The sequence below is a fragment of the Paenibacillus sp. Dod16 genome, from assembly GCF_049893405.1.
GTDB lineage: Bacteria > Bacillota > Bacilli > Paenibacillales > Paenibacillaceae > Paenibacillus_AQ.
Genome location: NZ_JBNDYG010000018.1, coordinates 87,900 through 104,400, shown reverse-complemented (window position 1 = coordinate 104,400; position 16,501 = coordinate 87,900). Strand labels below are relative to the sequence as shown.

11 protein-coding genes are annotated in these 16,501 nt (G+C 49.5%); 2 read left to right on the top strand and 9 right to left on the bottom strand.

The window, feature by feature from the left end; all coding sequences use genetic code 11:
- Positions 1-183: 183 nt before the first annotated feature.
- The 4 genes from ACPV3A_RS15565 to ACPV3A_RS15550 all read right to left on the bottom strand — a co-directional run bounded on the left by ACPV3A_RS15565 (position 184) and on the right by ACPV3A_RS15550 (position 6,631).
- Positions 184-3,405, bottom strand: coding sequence for a cellobiose phosphorylase (locus ACPV3A_RS15565; protein WP_426200176.1), 3,222 nt, complete (start codon positions 3,403-3,405; stop codon positions 184-186).
- Between the two features lie 111 nt (positions 3,406-3,516).
- Positions 3,517-4,527: a LacI family DNA-binding transcriptional regulator gene (locus ACPV3A_RS15560; protein WP_426200175.1), complete on the bottom strand. Its 1,011-nt coding sequence runs from the start codon at positions 4,525-4,527 to the stop codon at positions 3,517-3,519.
- A gap of 153 nt (positions 4,528-4,680) precedes the next feature.
- Positions 4,681-5,889, bottom strand: a complete 1,209-nt coding sequence (locus ACPV3A_RS15555) for an SLC45 family MFS transporter (RefSeq protein WP_426200174.1) — start codon at positions 5,887-5,889, stop codon at positions 4,681-4,683.
- A 4-nt stretch (positions 5,890-5,893) separates the two neighbouring features.
- Positions 5,894-6,631, bottom strand: a complete 738-nt coding sequence (locus ACPV3A_RS15550; RefSeq protein ID WP_216531815.1) for a glycerophosphodiester phosphodiesterase — start codon at positions 6,629-6,631, stop codon at positions 5,894-5,896.
- A 224-nt stretch (positions 6,632-6,855) separates the two neighbouring features.
- On the opposite strand from ACPV3A_RS15550, the gene ACPV3A_RS15545 reads away from it, so the two are divergent.
- Positions 6,856-7,302 (top strand): MarR family winged helix-turn-helix transcriptional regulator, encoded by a 447-nt coding sequence (locus ACPV3A_RS15545; protein ID WP_426200173.1) that lies wholly within the window; start codon positions 6,856-6,858, stop codon positions 7,300-7,302.
- A gap of 8 nt (positions 7,303-7,310) precedes the next feature.
- Positions 7,311-8,549: an MFS transporter gene (locus ACPV3A_RS15540; RefSeq protein WP_426200172.1), complete on the top strand. Its 1,239-nt coding sequence runs from the start codon at positions 7,311-7,313 to the stop codon at positions 8,547-8,549.
- Between the two features lie 60 nt (positions 8,550-8,609).
- On the opposite strand, the gene ACPV3A_RS15535 is transcribed toward ACPV3A_RS15540, so the two are convergent.
- From ACPV3A_RS15535 to ACPV3A_RS15515, 5 genes are all read right to left on the bottom strand, one after another.
- Positions 8,610-9,914 (bottom strand): MFS transporter, encoded by a 1,305-nt coding sequence (locus ACPV3A_RS15535; protein WP_426200180.1) that lies wholly within the window; start codon positions 9,912-9,914, stop codon positions 8,610-8,612.
- Between the two features lie 85 nt (positions 9,915-9,999).
- Positions 10,000-11,703: a methyl-accepting chemotaxis protein gene (locus tag ACPV3A_RS15530; protein WP_426200171.1), complete on the bottom strand. Its 1,704-nt coding sequence runs from the start codon at positions 11,701-11,703 to the stop codon at positions 10,000-10,002.
- Positions 11,704-12,011: 308 nt separating this feature from the next.
- Positions 12,012-14,342, bottom strand: coding sequence for an RNA polymerase recycling motor HelD (helD, locus tag ACPV3A_RS15525; protein ID WP_426200170.1), 2,331 nt, complete (start codon positions 14,340-14,342; stop codon positions 12,012-12,014).
- A 294-nt stretch (positions 14,343-14,636) separates the two neighbouring features.
- Positions 14,637-15,695, bottom strand: coding sequence for an FUSC family protein (locus ACPV3A_RS15520; protein WP_071220011.1), 1,059 nt, complete (start codon positions 15,693-15,695; stop codon positions 14,637-14,639).
- 107 nt (positions 15,696-15,802) lie between these two features.
- Positions 15,803-16,492 (bottom strand): phosphatase PAP2 family protein, encoded by a 690-nt coding sequence (locus ACPV3A_RS15515; RefSeq protein ID WP_426200169.1) that lies wholly within the window; start codon positions 16,490-16,492, stop codon positions 15,803-15,805.
- Positions 16,493-16,501 lie beyond the last annotated feature (9 nt).

Here is a 16,501-nt window from a genome sequence, read left to right as displayed (position 1 = left end):
GATTGGATTCATGTTGCAAGCAACGCCTCACAACCTGAATCTTGATTTCATATGAAATCGGGCTTCTTTTGGACATTACAAAAACTCCCATCATAGGTAGAAGTAGAATTTCATTTTTTCTACTGTCTACTATGATGGGAGCATATCATCATCTCGGGTGGCCTGTTTGGCTTTCGTTTCCCTCTATTTCATCACAGCATGAATGGCCCGGATGTTCCCGTTACGGACTTCATGAGCCAACTCACCTGTAATAAGAGGCCCATCGACCTTGATCGAATCCCCTCCCACCGTGGTGAGAGTTAAACGCTGAATCGTAACGCCTTCCTGACCGTACGTATTGGCTGCGCGCTCGCTGCGATACGTCACCTTGACGGCCCCAAGGAAGGTGAACGACACTTCTTGATTCTCGTCAAACAGCCACGCTGGGAGAACGGGGTTCAGATGAAGCTGCAGCTGGCTGCCTTCGTATCGGAATACCTTTTTTCCTGCCATCATCGTAATCCACATGCTTAGGAATTCGGCCGTCGATCCGCTCAGCCTTGCCACAAAACCTCGTCCATGCACGTGGGGATCCGGATTCACGCTGCTGGCAATAAACGAGGAGTTCTCCAGCGTGCTGCGTCCATAAACAGCCGGGTCCAGAAAAGGGATGAGGGAAGTTTTGATCTCCGAGAAAAACTCGTCATACAATCCGGCTTTTAATAATGAAAGCAAGTATTTATAGGTCATATGCAAAAATACGGATTCCCTCTCCAGCCAGCCGGCTGTGAATGCACGGATGCGTCCGATTTCATCGGTTTCGCCCTCCAGGCTGACGGACGTTTTATACATTCCGAGCGCGGAATCATACAGATCGGATGCCTTGATCCGGTCATACATCGTTCTCGCCCGGCCTTCATCGGCAAGCTTCATGCCGCGAGCCGGTGCCTCCAGAAAATGCGGGAGCGCATAAGCCTTGAATTCAAGCACTTTTGCGGCAGGCAAACCATAGCGGGTGATCACCGGGTTTCCCGCTGCATCCCGAACCTCTTCAAATCGCTCGGCTTCAAAACGGAAATACGTTGGCACGATTCCGCCACCCATCTGCTCCGCACGCTGGATTCCTTCTTCGATTTTATCCAGAAAGGCTTCGTACATGCTCTTCACGTTCTTCACCGAAATTTCAACCTCCCGGCCGCTGATCCCGTACCGAACCGATGCACGATAGGATTCACGCTGCCCCGCTACCAAGTCCCAATAACCGAATGAGCCCAGTGAGCCGGACTGATATAGCTGTACGGCTTCGTATACGCTCTCTAAGTAAGACGCAATCTCCTCCGGTACCTGAATCACTTGATGGCCGAACCGCTCGGCCGAATCCACGATAAATGCGATCATCCGCTTCAATTCCATTGTTTCGCTCATGCCCGACCCAAAAAGGCCCGGCAAACCATTCATCGCGTCATTCCAGCCCGGCTTGTTCGCCTCCATCTCTACCCCCATCCCGTAAGGGTCGAGTGTTGCCATTTTATTGAGGGATAATGAGATCATTTTGACAAACAGATTCGTGCGGTAAATGTCGCCTAGTCCGCCATCTACACGCAGCCATTCCGCAGCGTTCCTTTTTCTGCCGAGCTTGTTCAGTTTCTCCTCGTCCTCCAACAGCGCACCGTATTGCCGTACCTTGCCCCGGCTGATCACAACCTTCTCACTCCGCGGAAGGACGAACACCGGGCTGTCAAAGAATGTATACGCATTCTCGCCAAACAACAGTTCCTCATAACGGTCGGGATATATATCCAAGTAGGTATCAACCAGGTCCATATTATAAGTCCAATGATCCGACCAGAACCCTTCGCCGAACGAAGCGGCAAAATGTTGATCGGATATCGTCAACAGCCCGGACAGGAACTTTTCCTCGCTGATCTCCAGCCTGATGCCTTGATCCGAAATCGCGTTGATAATTTTACCCGGCGTATAATCCCCGGCGCAAGCTTTGGCCAGCTTCTCATAATCTTGCTGAGCCGCGGAGGCCCGCAGCAGCTTCTCCAGTTCCTGTTTCTTCCCTTCACTCACGCGGAATTTCGTTCCCTCTACGCTAAGCGGGTTATATCCGTCGGCTTGAATGAGACTGAAGAACATCCGGATGTTGAATGTACCTACCTTCGGGTGGAAAAACACGTCATTTCGGCGGTTCTGATTCATATCCCGGAAATTGCCGTTCCCCTGTGAGTAGTACTCCGGCGCAAGAGAAAAGAAGTTATAATCCCGCTCCAGATCCCCATGCTTGCGGGAGTATAGATGGACAACGGCCCCTTCCTTCCCGTTATCGAATAGGAACGGATATCCGCCCCGCAGAAAATTGTCCAAATAGGACTGACGGCTATATTCATCAAATAGTGGTAATCCCGATTTGGTTGCAACATCCTCGGTTAATTCCCTTGTCAACGCCGAGGCCTCCTCGCGTTTACGGAGGATATAGGCAGGCGAACACAAATCTTTGGAGCGCTTATTGATTTTGCCGATATCGTTCACATGGCCTACCAGCGTATAAACGGTCGCCGTCTCCCCAGGCTCAAGCGTAGCCGACAGCCCGCTGAATCCGCAGGGCACTTTGTTGACGGCATACGGCTTGGCGTTCATCAAAGCTTCCACCGAGCTCACGGCAAATCGATCAGGGTGGATCAATGAAGTGTTTCCTCCAAAGATCAGCTCAAAGTCTACAAGGGGTTGGATCAACTTCCCGTGCTGATCAAACGACAGATAGAAGTGACCGCTCGTAACTTCGCTGACTTCCGCCTCATCGTGAGTACTAGAGCGAACTTTATAGAACGGGATCCCCCGTTCAAGGTTCTCCACTTCCATCCAGCTTCGCAGGAGATTGCCGACCTCCTTGTACCCACTATTCTCGACACCATAAGGCAGAATCTCCGGCATGCCGTCCAGCAGTTCAAGCGATACAGGCTGAGTTCCGATATTCGTTACGCTGACTTCGCGGACAAGGGCGGCAAAATCTTCACCGGGCAGCTGAAAATACGACACCGACGTGCGAAATCCGTTACCAGCATGCTCCTCCTCAACGACCAGCTCATTCTGACGGATCAACATCGTTCTCTTCGCTTTGGAATCCGGCTGAAAGGATTGGAACGGCTCATAGACTGCCGGTGTCCCCGCTATTTTGATAAACGTACGGAATCCGGTTGTTGACACATTCTTATACGAGATATTCGCCGGGGAAAATTCCATGATCGGCGAGTTCTTATCCCGTATGCCGAAGCTGCATATCCCCTGACCCCGATTCACATAAAAGGTCCACATCGGTATCCCCTTCAAGCCAGCGATCCCCGGCAGGAAGCTGGAGAACGGTTTGGCGAGATCATACTGCTCGATCACAAAGGTATCCTTCTCAAAACGATAATTTGACATGCTTAGATCCTCCTTAAATGGGTTCATACTTTGATTCAAAATTCAGAGTTTGCCACTTTTCGAAACCGGTTTCGAAAAGTGGCAAAAATGAGTCCTGCCTTTATATTTCACCTAGGTGACCGGGCGGCAGGATTCCCGGATAATCAGTTGAACCGGCAGCATAACCGACTGTACTGGTGCGTCTTGTTCTTCGATCGAAGTAAGAAGGATCTCCGCCGCAACGGTTCCCAGCTGCTCCGTATCCTGGCGTATGGTCGTTAATGCAGGGGTAATATAACGGGACATTTCTATATCATCAAAACCGATGATGGACACATCTCCCGGTACATTCAAGCCATGATCCTGCACGGCACGAATAGCTCCAAGCGCAAGCAGATCTCCAGCGGCATAAACAGCTGTCGGCCGATCCTCCAGCCCCAGCAGCCTCTTCATGGCTTCATATCCGCTCTCGATGGAGAAAAAATCGCTGCCTGTTATGTACTCTTCCCTTCGTTCCAGATCAAGCTCCCGTAGGGCTTGCTCATAGCCCTGCTGACGCTGCTCGCCTGCAAACGTATTCAATCCGCCCGATATATGGGCAATGCTGCGATGTCCAAGCGAATGCAAATACCGAAGTGCCTGCATGCTCCCCCCAATATTGTCGGAGTAAACCGAATGCACATGCTCCGGTGACGAGTCCAGAATGACGCACGGTATGCCGCTATCCAGCAGCTCCTGGAAATCGGGGTCCTCGGTGCTCGACAGAATGACGACCACGCCGTCGACGCCCCGGATTTTGCAATGCTCCACATAACTGCTTCTTCGGCCGCCGACATCCTTGGAGATGAACATCAGATCATACCCTTTGGATACGGCAATTTTCTTAAAACTTTCGATGACGGCTCCGAAATAAGGGTGACGAATCCCTGCTCCCGTAGCTTCCACAAAGAGAATGCCAATGGTCCAGGATCTCTTCGTCGTAAGCGATCTGGCGTTTGCGTTAGGAAGATAGCCCATTTCCTTCGCGGTTGCCAGAATCTTGGATCTCGTCTTCTCCCGGACATCCGGATAATTGTTGAAGACTTTCGACACCGTCGTAGGCGAATATCCTGTTTTCTTGGCAATATCATAAATCGTTGTCAACCTTGGAATCAGCTCCTGCACCTTCGCCGGCATATTCTAATTCAAATCTATCTGATATTAGATTCTACCTGTGCCGGCAAGCTCTCGTCAATGTTATTCCGTACACACTGACCAGCAGGAGCCGAACCTTCGGTTATCAAAAAATCAAATCGGCTAGGACAAGCTGGCGGAAGCCGTCTGCGAGTTTGCAGGGCTTTCCGTTTCCTGATGCCGGATCATCAGCACGCAGATCAGCGCGAGCAGCATGCTGCCTGCGGCGCAATAAAACAGAATCGAATACCCCATGCCGTCAATGAGCTTGCCCAGAAGAGGCGGTGACGAGATCGCCGCAAGTGAGGATACCAAATAGTACATTCCCGTCCGCGTCCCAATGCTGTCCTCCGATCCTGTAGATACGATAAATGGATAGGAGTTGATATTGATGCAAGCCCAGAATAATCCGCCAACGGTCAGCAATATGCGAAGCAATAGCAGTGATTCAACCCATGGTACGAGCGCAAAGACAATCAACAGCCCGCTGACGCCGATCAGAATCATCCGTTTCTTGCCGAATTTACCGCCAAGCCATCCGCTTGGAATGGCAAACACAACAAAGGCGAGCGAAAAAAACGTTAGGGAAAAGGAAGCCTGCGATTCCGTTAGCCCCATCTCGTTTTTCCCGTACAAAGTAAACAGCGTCTCAACCCCTTGATATGCGACAAACCAGAAAAATATCGCCGCCAAGAGCAGCACCGTCGTCCGATTGATCTGACTCTTAAAGGAAACTTTAGATTTGGCGGCCGTCTGAGCCTGATAGCCTGGAGCGTCACGCTTCTCCTGGATAAACGTTCTCAAAATGAACAACGACACCAGCGTTATGCCCGCTGCCGCAATAAAAGGCAGGGACTGATGTGCGTTATACAGTACCGAGCCCACGCCAAAAGCCAATATGGACCCTATGCCGCCCATAAAGTTAATGATGCCGTTGGCTCTCGTGCGGCGTTTCTCCTCCGTAATATCCGGCATTAATGAAACGGTAGGCGAACGATACAGACTCATGGCCAGGTTCATGAGGACCATAAACAGTATCAATGTCGCCATCCCGTTGTGAAACGGAATGATTGCGGTAAACAGAGCGCCAAGCGGCATACCGATGAGCAGGTAAGGCATTCTTCTGCCGTACCGGGTATGGGTCCTGTCGCTGCGACTTCCGATCCATGGCTGCAAGAACAAGGCAAAGTAATTGTCGATCGTCATAAAGAAACCGATCAGTGCGACACTGGATATGTAATCCTCCAGAAAATAGGGCACAAACGCATTGTACAGCGCCCAGGTAATGCTAATGCTGAAAAAGCCAAAGCCCAGCAGCCATGTTTTCTTCACAAAGTCACGCTCCCTTAATTTGTAGCAATCCCCCGAGTACATCCGGATAATCCGTAATAATGCCCGCTACACCGGCATCGATCAAGGTTTTCATCTGTTCCTCGTCATTGACGGTCCAAGGGTGATAGACCACGCCATGCTGTTTCGCTTCCTCTACCCATTCCGGCAGAACTGCGCGATGGTATGCATGAAGAGCATCCGCTTTAGCCAATTTGGCATACTCCCACGGTTTGTATAAGCCTTCGCCATACAACAGGCCCGTACGGATTTCAGGATCAATATGTTTACACTCCACCAGGGAATAATGATTAAAGCTTGAGATGACGATTTGCTCTGACATATTGTAATGTCTTACGGTCTCGATTACGCGCTTTTCCAGCTCAGGATATTGAATCGACCCGTTCTTCAGCTCGATATTAACAATCGTGCCGCGATTTTTCGTTAATTCCAGCAGTTCTTCCAGCAGCGGTATCCGTTCCCCTTGAAAATCCGCTCCAAACCATGAGCCTGCATCCAGCTTGGCCAGCTCGTCGTATGTATAATCCTTGACTAGCCCCTCGGCCCCCGTGGTACGGGCGACACTCTCATCATGGATCAGAACCAGCCTTCCATCCTTCGTCATCTGAACATCGGTTTCAATCCCGGTAGCTCCCTGCTCCAAGCCTTTGGCAAAAGCAGCCATCGTATTCTCTGGACATATGGCCGATGACCCGCGGTGTGCAAAATTAATCAATTGTGACATTTGTACTTCCTCCTGAGTGGTTAGATATTGGTTTGTACTATAAATATAGCTCGCAATTGTTAGAGCTATGTTATCATTCCATTTTTCATATTCCACATCGTTGAACGAAACCCTGTCATCCAGATAATTAATTTTTTGAATGGTTTGACTGATTTGCATGTCAGGCATATAATTGTTTAGACAACTATTTTTGAAAACTTGAAATGAAAGGTGTGACTTGTTTCTTGAAAATACCTAAACGCAACCCCTCCATCGGTTTTCATCTGGGTTACACCTATCGCCGCGCATCGCATTTGTTTGCCAATGCCCTGAAGCCCTATGATATCACCCCCGAGCAATGGCTGGTTCTATACCACATCGGAGAGCACGAAGGGTTAAATCAAAAGGAGGTTGCCGCCAAAGCGGATAAGGACCAACCGACCACTACCCGTATTTTGGATCTGCTCGAGAAAAAAGGGTATACTCGCAAATCCGTTTCGGTTAACGACCGGAGAGCTTTCCAGCTCTTTTTGACGGATACAGGCAAAGAATTGATCGAGGCAACCACGACCATCGAAAGTCAATGCGGAAGCCAGTTAATCGAAGGCATTGACGATCATCAATTAGAGATGTTCTGGGACACACTCTCGCGCATCAATGCCAACATACACAACTTAGACAAACAGGAGTGATGTTTCACATGAATGAAATGAATACAACACAACGATTATGGACCAAAGAATTCATCACCTTGATGGTCAGCAACCTTTTTCTGTTTCTGACCCTGCAGATGATGCTGACCACGCTGCCCGCATATGCCAAGGAGGCGTTTATGGCAAGCCCGCTGCAGGTCAGCCTGATAACCAGCGTGTTCGCCTTCAGCGCGATCGCTTCCCGCTTCGTGTCAAGTAAAGCGCTGGAAAAAGGTAAGCTGCGCCTGCTTCTGTATGTCGGGCTGTTCATTTCACTGGCAGCCACGCTCGGCTATTACTGGGCAACCGGCATTGCCTTTCTGCTGCTGATGCGCGTTTTGTTTGGCATCGGCTTTGGCATGACCAGCACCTCGTTTCCTACGATGGCATCGGACGTCATTCCGATCAAACGACTGGGCGAGGGCATGGGGTACTTCGGTTTATCCACTACGCTCGCCATGTCGATCGGACCGATGATCGGCTTGACGCTCCTGCAAGACGGGGGGTTCACACCGCTTGTGATCATCACCGTCATGATCAATGTACTTATCTTCCCGCTTGCCTACGTTTTGACGACAAGATCTGCAAAACGAAATATGGAGCGCCCCGCAGCGTTTCAACCTCGAGTTGAGGAGCAGCCTAAAGCTTCATTCAATAAAAAGCTGATTCTGCCCAGCGTCCTTAACTTTTTGATGTCCATTACGTACGGCGGGCTGTTGAGCTTCATGGCGTTGTTCGGCGCCGAGGCTCACCTCCGGAATCCCCAGTATTTCTTCTTGTTCAATGCCATTGCCATTATTTTGGTACGGCCGTTCTCCGGCAGAATCTATGACCGGTATGGACACAAGGCGCTGGTTATACCCGCTGCTATTCTAATGGTCGCCGGTTTGTTGTTACTGACCTTCGCCACATCGACGGGAACTATGCTGTTATCGGCATTATGTTATGGCCTTGGCTTCGGTGCAATGCAGCCATCCATCCAGACCTGGATGATTCAGGAGGTTCATCCGCTGCAGCGCGGCATGGCCAACGGCATGTTCTTTAACTCTCTGGATTTCGGTGTCGCTATCGGCTCTATCGCGCTCGGTTCCATCGCCAAATCCACTTCGTACGCGATCATGTACCGTTATTCAGCCATTGCGCTTGTGATGTTAATCCTGATTTATATCATCATGCAGGTAGCCGGTCAATCACGCATCAAAGGAACGTCACAGCTTGAGGATACCGAACCCACCGCTGCTGGTTAACGGAGATAGCAATTGGTGCAAATCCAAGAAAATATCCAGATATGAGAAAGGTCTTGTCCATTATTTATGGACAAGACCTTTCTTTTTCAAGCCCTGGGGTTTCTTGAAGTCGACTCGGTATGAATTCCCTCCGGTATCGTCTTCCTTTGCCTCCGGCTTCACGGCGAATAATGTGAGCAGACTGCCTACAGCCGCGACGGCTGCCATAGTGCCGAACAGCACCCAATGATTCGCCCCGAGGAGCAGCGAGACAACTGGAGGTCCGAGCGATACGCCGATAAAACGCATACTGCTGTATAGAGAGGTAATGGTACCTCGCTGCTCCTTCTCTATACCTTCCGTCAGCAGCGTGTCCATGCACGGCAGTACCATCCCGATCCCGATGCCGCCAAGTGTCATCATACCGACTACAAAATAAATCTGCGAACTAAATCCGGTGACGATCAGGGAAGCCGTCAAAATGGCCATACCCGCGAAACCGGTCCACTTTTTAGCCGCTTTATTTTTGCCCGTGAATTTACCGGCTAAATAGGAAGACAGACATAACAAAGCCAGGGGAATCGCAAGCACCAGCCCTTTTACCACACCGTGTAAATTGTAAGTGCTCTCGAGCGTCTCCGACAAATAGAAAAGCACGCCGAATACGCCAAACATCGCAATGCCGCCGATCGCGAATATCGCATACAGCCATCTTCCCTTCTCATGCAAAACCTGCCTGGTTGTTTTCAAAAACTCGCGTATGGATTGTTTATCGTCGTTGTTCGACTTGGGTGTCTTCACTAGAAAAATGACAAGCACGATAGAGATCAGGCATAGAATCGGAATCGCTATAAAGGGCAAAAACCAGATAAAACTTCCGAGCAGGGCGCCCAGTATTGGACTGACTACCTTGCCAAACGTATTGGAGGTTTCGATAATACCCAAACTCTTACTGACCTTTTCTTCCTCTTTAAACATGTCGCCGACAAGCGGAATGACAATGGGGAATGCCCCGGCAGCACCAATTCCTTGCAGAAACCGTCCTGCCAAAATAACGTAATATGCCGCCGTCCCACTCAGCATCCAGGCAGCCACAGCCGAGACAGCTCCGCCTAATGCCGCAATAATTAAGCTAGGGATGATGATCTTCTTTCGTCCATACCGATCCGATAAATAACCGGCAATCGGGATCAGTAAGATGGCTACAACAGCATACACCGTTATAAGCATACTGACCTTGAAGGAACTGATCCCCAGAGCTTTGGAGATCTGCGGCAAAATGGGAATCAGCATGGAATTGCCTAACGTCATGATGAGTGGTATGGATGCAAGGGCAACCAGATCCCATTTCTTGTTTTCCATGAGAGAAGACCACCTTTGCGTTATCTGTCATCCATATTGTAGGTTTTTTTCCCCGGAATATGCATGATTGCAAGGTGGCCGTTTTTTCCCATATACAATTTTTCCTTATTTATACTTTAAAGCCGGACATCAACTGCCGAAGCTTGCTGGACATGACATTCAAATCTTCAACGGAATTTGTAATTTCCTCCATTGAGGCCAGCTGCTCTTCCGTGGCGGCACTGACGCTTTGAGTTCCCCCTGCCGTCGTCTCGGTGACCTCCTGAATTCGGCGGATGGCGTGAACAAGCTCTCCCGCTCCGGAGTTCATCTGCTCAGTTGCAACGGTGACACTCTGAATTTGTTCATTCAATTCGCCGACGGATTGCTCAATGTCCTTAAAGGCTCTCTCGGCTCCTTGTGCCACATTCATGCCCTCGGTCACTTCGCGGGTCCCCTGCTCCATAACGCCGGCCAGATCAACAATATCCTGCTGAAGTTCATGGACGAATTGTCTGATTTCGACGGAGGAGTTCGATGCCTGATCAGCCAATTTCCGGACCTCAGCCGCTACAACCGCAAAACCTCTGCCATGCTCGCCCGCCCGAGCGGCCTCAATTGAGGCATTTAAGGCAAGCAATGATGTTTGCTCCGCAATGTCGATAATGATCTGACCCATCGCTCCGATGTTGGAGGCCTTTTCGCCGAGCGCACGCACCGATTGCGCGGATTGATCCACACTGGTGCGTATGCCTTCCATTTGAGACAGTGTATGGATAAGTGCCTGTTCCCCTTCAGCCGCAAGCTGGTTCGTCGTTGCTGCCAAGCCGGAGACGTCTTGGGCGGCATGCGCGATGTGTTTCATTCCTTCCGCCATGTCCGTTACCGTAGCCGTCGTTTCCTCCGTATCCTGAAGCTGGTTCTCTACCCCGGCCGCCAGCTCTTCCATAATACCTGAGGTTTGCTGGGAAGCTTGACGAATTTCCTCGGTTGTGGAGTGCAGCGTCGAAGCTGCGATACCGACTTTGCCGGCCGTATCCTGCACCTGTACGACGAGCTCCCTGAAGCCATCGACCAATTTATTATAAGCATCAGCTACATCCCTGATTTCGTCTTTCGTATTGATCTGTAATCGGGTAACCAAATCCCCTCCGCCTTCGGCAATCTTCATTAGCTGATCGCTCATCTGATTCAAAGGACGAATCGAACGGGTAAGAAGATATCCTTGTATAGCAAAATAAACAACGGCTGCAACTCCGATCAACATAATGATCAAATTCTGAAATCGGCTGCTGGCCGCAATCTGATCAGCCTGCTTAGCCAAGGCTTCATTTTTATGTACTGTAAATTGTGCGATAAGCGTACTGAAGGACTTGCGCACTTCGCGTTCCTGGTTAAAAGCAGCTTCATATACCCGGAACGGCACAGCCTTGTAAAAACCGGTGTCATACCCTAATTTGTTTAACACCTCATTCACGGCTTCGGTGTATATGACATACCCGGTTTCGATCTCGTTAAAAACGTTGCGGTCTTCCTCAGCCGTCATCAAGCCTTTGGTTTCGGCCATGAGTTTGGCGACGGACTCCTGCTTCGCTTTCAATGAATCTGCAAAGGTCGAATCACCGGTCAATAAGTACCCCCGCTCATCATTAGAGACGCCCGTCAATAGAGTCTCCAATTGCGTCAGGTTATAAATGACCTTCTGATCCACTTCAATAATCTTGCTGAACCTCTTCTCCGTCATATTCGAAGTGATAAACGCGATAATTACGATTACCGACGTAACCACTGCAAGAATCGTAGACGAAAGAATTAATTTTGTTTTTATCTTCATCCGCAAGCACCCGACCTTTGATAAGTAGTATACCCCCAAACCTTTTTTCGTCAAATTTATGTCAAAAATGAATAGACTCGGAGATCGAGAAAGCGCTTTTCCTGAAAATAATTGAAAAATATTATTAGTCACCGGTCAAATCATGATAAATATTGGATAACTCCCTCCTTATGGTACAAAGCTCCCTCCATACTTCCTCCTAATTTTGCTTCCGTTTTTTTCCTCTTCTATGAAACATGCTTGGTTTTCATATATCAATCATGAAAAAAGGCCTGCCTGAGATGTTGCGCAGACAGACCTTAAATTATTTAGTTTTGATCCGGTATAAAGTGGCTTTTTTTCCCGATATGATATACATGAAGTTTGTGCATGGCACGCGTACATGCGGTGTAGAACAGCTTGCGGTCGCTTTCGCGATGGTACACATCCTCGGAGCCGTTGTATATGATCACCGCGTCGAATTCCACCCCTTTGGCCAGATAGGCAGGAACGACAAGCGTTCCTTTCTCAAAAGCGGGAGTTGTTTTGGTAATTAATCGCGTAGGTATATCTGCCGACAGCTGCTCGTGCACGCGTCTGCTCTCCTCTTCTGTCCGGCAGATCACCGCCACGTACTGGAATCCCTGTTCATGAAGCTCACGGATATCAGAGACTATCGCTTCGTGCAGACGTTCTGTATCGTTCACCGCAACCACCTGTGGAGCTTCGCCCCTCCGGTTAAATGGAACAATCCGTTCCCCGCCCGGTATCATCTGCCGCGTGAAATCAACGATTTCATATGTGGACCGGTAGCTTTGCGTCAGATTGATGACCTCCGTATCCTCCTCGCCGTACAGACTCACCAGATTTTCCAGATTGCCAAGCGCCTCTCCATGTGCGTAAATCGCTTGATTGAGATCCCCCAGCACCGTCATTTTCGCTCGCGGGAACAATCGCTTCAGGAATTCCAGCTGAAATCCCGAATAGTCCTGTACTTCATCGACAATCACATGACGAATCGACGTGTTCGTGCGGAAACCTTGAAGCAGCTCCTTTAGATAGAGGAACGGAGTCGCATCCTCATACAGCAGCGATTTGTTGTCCAGTGACGCAGCGGTAAGACTGCAGATTTCCTCCCAATAGTCCGGGAGCGTCTCCAAATTTCCGGCCGCCCGGCGAAATAGCGATTCATCGGTATATAATTTTCGGTACATGCCCTTTACATCCACATATCGAAACCGCTTGATCCAGCGTCTAACCGGCTTGAGCCGATTGCTGATGACCATTTTGGCAAGGACATCCCTTTCTTTATCGAAATCGTCAAACGTGTCCGACTTCCGGTTCTGCTTACGTCTCATCGTTTGAAAGGCCCGTTGGTAATCTTCCGTATCCAGCAGCTGGATTTGCTCCTCCACCCACGGGGCGTCTTTTTCGCTCTGGGCGAACTCCGACAGACGTTTCAGCATCCACTCTTTCATCAGGTCGATCCGGCCAGCGAGTTTAACCGCCGAATCATAACTATAGAACTGCGCGGACATTTCGTCGGCGCTGACGATCACCTTACCTTGGAATACGACAGGCTTAAAGAGCATCCCGCCCTTCTCCAACAATTCCTTGTATCGTCTGATGGTGTCCAGATAAGCTCCCGAGGATTTAAAGGATATGCTCTCAAGTCGCGCACGGTAATGCGGCGAATCGTCCGCATTCAGCAAGGTTTCTGTCTGCGTAAACACATCTTCAAGCTCAAACTCCTTGCCCAGCCGGTGTTCCAGATAGGACTGGAAGGTCGTCTGCTGCATATTGTCCTCGCCAAGCTCCGGAAGCACCGTGGATACATAACTATTGAACAGGGGGTTCGGAGAGAACAGAATCATCTGGTCGGCCCGAAGCGTCTCCCGATACTTATACAACAGATAAGCTACCCGCTGCAGTGCCGCTGAGGTTTTGCCGCTGCCGGCAGCCCCCTGAACGATCAGCATGCGGGTTTTGTCGTTTCGGATGACGGCATTCTGTTCCTTCTGAATTGTAGCTACGATGCTCTTCATCCGATCATCCGCGCTATGGCTGAGCACCTGCTGCAGCAGCTCATCTCCAATGGTTACGCCGGTATCAAACAACACCTTGATCTCGCCGTTATGGATGACGAATTGGCGCTTAAGCAGCATTTCGCCTTTAACCGTGCCCGAGGGCGTTTCGTATTGGGCCGGGCCGGGCGCTCCGTCATAATACAAGCTCGAGATTGGAGCCCGCCAATCGTAAACCAGAAACGTCTCCATATGTTCATCCAAAAAAGATCCTGTTCCCAAATAAATAGTGTCCGTCTCCGCGGTTCCTTCCTCCTGAAAATCAATGCGTCCAAAGTAAGGGGATTCCACAAGTTTTCTATATTTCTTAAGCAGCTTGCTGGATTGCAGATGAGCATGCTCACGTTCCGCCAGCACCTGCGACTGCTGCCTCAGGTTGGTAGATGTTTCACCCAAATCGTCCGGGTTGCTGAAGTTGACCGTTACTTCGTCCCAGAAGTCTTTCCGCATATCAATAACGACTTCACGGATATCCCCGACGCTCGCTTCCAGCTGAGATATTTTATTACCGATTTTCGTTGTCACTTCCGTTACCCTTGCCTGTTCTTCTTGCCAATCCTGTTCGCTGATAGCCATTTGTTCATCCCCCTAATATACTGGTTGACAGCGTAATATGTCTGTGATATAATATAATTGTGATATTCTAACCAAATCATCGAGATTTAATGACAAACCATTGCTAATTATAGCAATGTAACCCGCATAATTCAACATCGAATTTCAGACAGCCGACCCACCGGGGCGGTTTTTTTGCGTTTATATACAATACCATTCCCAAGGCTCACTGCCAAGAGGAGTCCTATAATCCTGGTGCAAAAAAACAGCCGATCAAATATAGCATCTTGATCGGCTCCCTCATGATGACTTCTCTTATTTACGCAGCCACGAGAACAAGGCTTCCTCCTGCTCTTTATCATCCACGACACGGCTGATTTGATCCGCGACCCGGTTCAGCCGGTCTAGCTGATACCCGTAATCATACATAGAGGCGGCCACCACCGACAGACGAAGCCCCCCTGGATTGGCGCCTGGTCCGCACATCACCTGCTCCATGAACGTTTCATTGTTCTCCGCCATGGTCTCGGCCTCGTCCTCATTCGGTTTCAATTTATCTTCGAATTTCCACAAAATATGCTCATGGTACTTCATTAACCGCTCCAGATTGTGATCAAACTGCTCGTCGATTTCTTCGGATCGTTCCGCCTGGAAATAGTGGTTCTCCACGGCATCCAGCACTTCATACCCTTTACGAAGGGATTGAAGCAGTTGTTTATACACCACAAGCTGTCTTGCTTGACTGTACTTGGCCCGTTTCAGCTTCTTCTGCTCTTCCTCAAACAAATTGTATTTATCGGACAACGATTTGATCGCCGATTCCAGTTCCTTCTTCTCCGCGCGGTATACCGAATCCTTCATTTCGTGGGAGATGGCTGTGCGCAGCAGCAGCGACATTTTGCCAAATACAATATGAATCCGCGTGATGTACTGTTCCTTGGGTTTCGGGGGAAACACAAGAATATTGATAAGAAATGCGGATATGATACCGATAATCGTCAGAATAAAGCGATTGAGTGCAAAATCCCATTGACCGGAAGCTTCCATCACGGAGATAACCGTAACAAGCGTAAGTCCGATGGTCTCGCCCATTTTCAGCTTCATGCAAATCATAATCACTAGAATACATACCAAACCGACGGAAATCGGCTGATTCGATAAAAAGTATCCTCCAAGCATCGCCAGAATCGCACCGAGCGTACTGGTCTGCAGCTGGTCCAGGAAATATCTCCACGACCTGTATATGGATGGCTGCATCGCAAAAATCGCTGCTATGGCGGCAACGACAGGGGATTTAAAATCAAACAGCATGGCTAAATAAAGAGCCAGCGTTACGGCTAAGCCGGTTTTGAACATTCTTGCTCCAAACGCCACGGACAGCCCTCCTTACCTAACCCAATTTCACATCTATGGATACACACCATGATACATACTCCTCCGTTTGATCCGCTATTACATGAATTACCCTTACGCTTCCAATGTTATGCAGTTTCTGATTCATTCACATCTTCCGGATTGGCCCGCTTTCCCATCCTCTTCTCGTAAGATCGGACCAGAAATGCAAGCCAAGCACAAGCAGCCAGATATCCACCAACAATATCGCTTGGATAGTGGACCCCGAGATAGACCCTGCTTAATCCGATGCCGAGAATCATGGTGACGGAGATGGATATTAATATTCCTCTCCCCGCCCTGCTGTCAATATGTCTCCACAACAAGTAAGCGAGCACGCTGTAGAACGAGAAGGCGGCCATGGAATGTCCGCTGGGATAGCTGTATCCCGTAATTTCAATTAAGCGGTGGATGTCGGGCCTTGCCCGTTGAAAGACCCATTTTAATAATAAATTCAGAATAGATGAACCGAAGACGACCACAATAAGGAGAAGAATCTCCATGCGGTGCCCCAGTACCCAATATAGCACGGCGATTACAATCAGACATAACACAATCACCGGTCCGATGGAGCCTATAAACGACAGCCCGATGGCAATATCCGTGATAAGCGGATGCTCCCAGGCTTGTACCGTTGTTAGGATCGCCAAATCAAACGTTGCCAGGCTTTGCCGCTTTACCAAAGCAGCCAGTGTGACAAATCCGATCAAGCTGACTATCGATATGAGGAAAATCCAGCGTTGTCTTCCTGAAGTCAGGTGTAGCTTCTGTCCGCTCAACTCTCTTTT

Excerpts from the sequence above, each read along its gene's own strand:
- ACPV3A_RS15550 (WP_216531815.1), bottom strand. The coding sequence starts at position 6,631 with ATGTCACAATTGATTAATTTTGCACACCGCGGGTCATCGGCCATATGT.
- ACPV3A_RS15565 (WP_426200176.1), bottom strand. The coding sequence starts at position 3,405 with ATGTCAAATTATCGTTTTGAGAAGGATACCTTTGTGATCGAGCAGTAT.
- ACPV3A_RS15530 (WP_426200171.1), bottom strand. The coding sequence starts at position 11,703 with ATGAAGATAAAAACAAAATTAATTCTTTCGTCTACGATTCTTGCAGTG.
- helD (WP_426200170.1), bottom strand. The coding sequence starts at position 14,342 with ATGGCTATCAGCGAACAGGATTGGCAAGAAGAACAGGCAAGGGTAACG.
- ACPV3A_RS15540 (WP_426200172.1), top strand. The coding sequence starts at position 7,311 with ATGAATGAAATGAATACAACACAACGATTATGGACCAAAGAATTCATC.